The sequence below is a fragment of the Pseudomonas sp. PB105 genome, assembly GCF_009764655.1.
Taxonomy (GTDB): domain Bacteria; phylum Pseudomonadota; class Gammaproteobacteria; order Pseudomonadales; family Pseudomonadaceae; genus Aquipseudomonas; species Aquipseudomonas cyclaminis.
Window position 1 is genome coordinate 1 of record NZ_RWIO01000060.1, and the last position, 3,699, is coordinate 3,699.

Below are 3,699 nucleotides of genomic sequence, written 5' to 3' on the forward strand. Positions count from 1 at the left end.
TTTTCTGAAAAAACGCGGTGGCTTTGATGGGGCTGCTTCGCAGCCCAGCGCGGGACAAGCCCGCTCACCACAACAGCCCAGTTGCTATAGATTCAGCATCCACAGGAAGTTGTGTAGATACCTATGCCCCGATGAGGGAGTGTCAGTGGGCTAATTTGGCACTGACCCACTGCAATCGGGGGCAAGCCCCCTCCCACATTGGATCTACATTGGTTTCAAGACCCCACAAAAAAGCCCCACCCGACTCACGCCGGATGGGGCTTTGTCCCACTCACCCGCCTTACGCGACGTTCATGGTCTTGTGCGTCTCAATCAAATGCGCCACCACACCCGGATCCGCCAGGGTGGAGATATCGCCCAACCCATCGTACTCAGCCGTGGCAATCTTGCGCAGGATACGGCGCATGATTTTGCCCGAACGGGTCTTCGGCAAGCCCGGCGCCCACTGGATCACATCCGGCGAAGCAATCGGCCCGATCTCCTTGCGCACCCAGTTTTTCAGCTCCAGGCGCAACGCTTCGTTCGGCTCTTCGCCATTTTTCAGGGTGACATACACATAGATACCCTGGCCCTTGATGTCATGCGGCACACCCACCACCGCCGCCTCGGCGACTTTCGGGTGGGCAACCATGGCACTTTCGATCTCGGCGGTGCCCATGCGGTGGCCGGATACGTTCAACACGTCATCCACACGCCCGGTGATCCAGTAGTAACCGTCCTCGTCACGGCGCGCGCCATCACCGGTGAAGTACATGCCACGGAAGGTCTTGAAATAGGTATCGACGAAGCGGTCGTGATCGCCAAACAGCGTACGCGCCTGACCCGGCCACGAATCGAGGATCACCAGGTTACCTTCGGCAGCGCCTTCGATCAGGTTGCCCAGGTTATCCACCAGCGCCGGCACCACGCCGAAGAACGGCCGTGCCGCCGAACCCGGCTTGAGCGCGTGGGCGCCTGGCAGCGGGCTCATCATGTTGCCGCCGGTTTCGGTCTGCCACCAGGTGTCGACAATCGGGCAACGGGATTGGCCGACGTTCTTGTAGTACCAATCCCATGCTTCCGGGTTGATCGGCTCGCCCACGGAGCCGAGCAGGCGCAGGCTGCTGCCGTCTGCCCCTTCAACGGCGGCGGTGCCCGAGGCCATCATGGCGCGGATTGCGGTCGGGGCGGTGTAGAGGATATTGACCTTGTGCTTATCGACGATCTTCGCCACCCGCGTGATGTCCGGGTAGTTCGGCACGCCTTCGAAGAGCACGGTGGTCGCGCCGTTGGACAGCGGGCCATAGACAATATAGGTGTGGCCAGTGACCCAGCCGACGTCGGCGGTGCACCAGTAGATTTCGCCTGGGCGGTAGTCGAACACACGCTCGTGGGTCAGGCCGGCATAGAGCAGGTAGCCGCCGGTGGTGTGCTGCACGCCTTTAGGCTTACCGGTGGAGCCGGAGGTGTAGAGGATGAACAGCGCTTCTTCGGCGCCCATCTCTTTCGGCGCGCAGACAGTGCCCGCCACTTTCATCAGGTCTTCGTACCAGATGTCGCGATGCTGGTTCCACTTGATCTGGCCGTTGGTGCGCTTGCACACGATGACCTTCTGGATGCTGCTGGTTTCCGGGTTGGTCAGGGCGTCGTCGACGTTGGCCTTGAGTGGGATTTTCTTACCGGCGCGAATGCCTTCATCGGCAGTGATCACCACCTTCGACTTACAGTCGATGATGCGACCGGCCAGGGCTTCCGGGGAAAAACCGCCAAACACCACCGAATGAATCGCACCGATGCGCGTACACGCCAGCATGGCGACCACGGCTTCGGGAATCATCGGCATATAGATAGTCACCACGTCACCGCGGTGTACGTCCTGGCCACGCAGGGCGTTGGCGAACTTGCAGACTTGCTCATGCAGCTCGCGGTAAGTGATGTTGCGGCTCTCGGCCGGGTCATCGCCTTCCCAGATGATCGCAATCTGATCGCCACGCTCGGCGAGATGACGGTCCAGGCAGTTGTAGGACACGTTCAGGGTGCCATCGGCGAACCACTTGATGTCGACATGGTGATCGTCGAACGAGGTCTGCTTCACCGTGGTGAAAGGCTTGATCCAGTCGAGGCGCTTGGCTTGCTCACGCCAGAAACCGTCGGGGTTGACCACCGACTGCTGGTACATGGCCTTGTAGGTCGCCTCATCGGTCAGCGTGTCGGCTGCTACTTCGGGGCGAACGGGGTACAGGGAAGCCGCACTCATCTTTCTTACCTCGGTGACAATAGTTGTTTTTGTATGCCCTGTTGTAGCCGGGGCGGCCCCATAGAACCATTCGACGATGGTAGTAACAAGCCCCTACACATTGCCCTGGTATCGACTGACAGGCCTCTGGCCTACGGCCTGCAAGGCTTTTGTCGTTGTGTGAAAAAACCTTTACCACGGGATTGTTACAAAAACCGCCAATAGTGTTTATCAAAAGCACGGGTATATGAATATAACCCGCAGGCCTAAAATCAACTCCGCCAACCAAGGCACTGTGGTTTACACAGCAGTGATTAACAACGTAACAGCCCCCACGAAGGCAACGTTAATCGCAACTAACCAATCCTAAGTTACACACGCGGCCTCACAAGGGCCACGTGACCCCTTTCGCCCTGAAGAAGGTAAGTACAGAAATGAAAGCTCTCGTAGTTATGGCCCTCAGCAGCTTGTGCGCCACCGCCGCCCTGGCCGACGAAGCCCCGACCGAGCTGGCCGGCCACAACGCCCCGATTGTTGAGGATTACACCTACAGTACCCACTTGGACGTTGCCAAAGTAGTGTCCATGAGTGAAGTTCCGAATGTATGTGAAGTTGTACCGGCCAAGATGGAATATGAAGATTCCCACGGTCAGCGCCATATTCTTAATTACAAGATCATGGGCAATGGCTGCTCTAACGGGTAATAACGTCTGAAGTTGGATTCTTATTCGCCGCAAGAAATCGTTCTTGCGGCAAAGAGCCGGTCCTCCCTCCCCTCATCGCCCCTCGAAAAAAATCCTACCGCTCGTCCCTTCAACCAACCCCAACAAACTCGCGCCTTGGCCCGAAAAGCAGGCTTTTTGTCTGCGATCCGAGACCATCCGCCGCAACACAAAGCCGAATTTTTCCCTATAATGCGCGGGTAAATCGGGCCTGCAATATCCCTTTACACAGGGACGAAGAGCCAGACCTGAGGCCTCCGCTGGAGCATGCACCTAGCGCTCCGCACCTCAAGCCTCACGCAGAACCCGTTACCCAATTGCGTTTATTTGCCTGCGCGAGCTGTTGCAACAAACGATTCCTTTAAAGAACCACCGCGGCCTGAGGGTCGTGTGAACACCCAACCATCCGGTTTCACACGGGCACCTTTGAGCCCTCACGCAGGAGACGACACGTCATGCTGAGCTGGGACGAATTCGACAAAGAAGAAGAAGGCGAAGTAGCCACCAAAGGCGCCAACGCCGGCCACGCCACCGAAGCCAACATGGACCGCCTCGACGGTGCCGGCGCTGCTGCCGCCATCGAAGCCCGCGCCGTCACCGCGAGTGACTCCGCCGCCATCGTGCGCGCCAAGGCCGCCCTGGACAAACTCGACGTCGCCGAAGGCCTCGCCGAACTCGAAGGCTCCGCCGCCCGCGTCGCCGTTGACGAAAAGCGCATGATCAACTGCCGCGCCGACCTCAACCAACTCGTACCCTTCAAGT

At 58.7% G+C, this 3,699-nt stretch carries 2 protein-coding genes and 1 pseudogene; 2 read left to right on the forward strand and 1 reads right to left on the reverse strand.

All coding sequences use genetic code 11. The features are described from left to right. Window positions 1-280: 280 nt before the first annotated feature. Complete coding sequence (gene acs / locus EJD88_RS15805) at window positions 281-2,236, reverse strand: acetate--CoA ligase (protein ID WP_158878420.1); 1,956 nt, start codon at window positions 2,234-2,236, stop codon at window positions 281-283. Window positions 2,237-2,649: 413 nt separating this feature from the next. Here acs and EJD88_RS15810 point away from each other — a divergent pair, with 413 nt between their 5' ends. After that, window positions 2,650-2,919 (forward strand): DUF2790 domain-containing protein, encoded by a 270-nt coding sequence (locus tag EJD88_RS15810; protein ID WP_099587215.1) that lies wholly within the window; start codon window positions 2,650-2,652, stop codon window positions 2,917-2,919. Between the two features lie 473 nt (window positions 2,920-3,392). Continuing rightward, window positions 3,393-3,699 (forward strand): annotated as a pseudogene (locus tag EJD88_RS15815) (ribonucleotide-diphosphate reductase subunit beta); the annotation flags it as partial.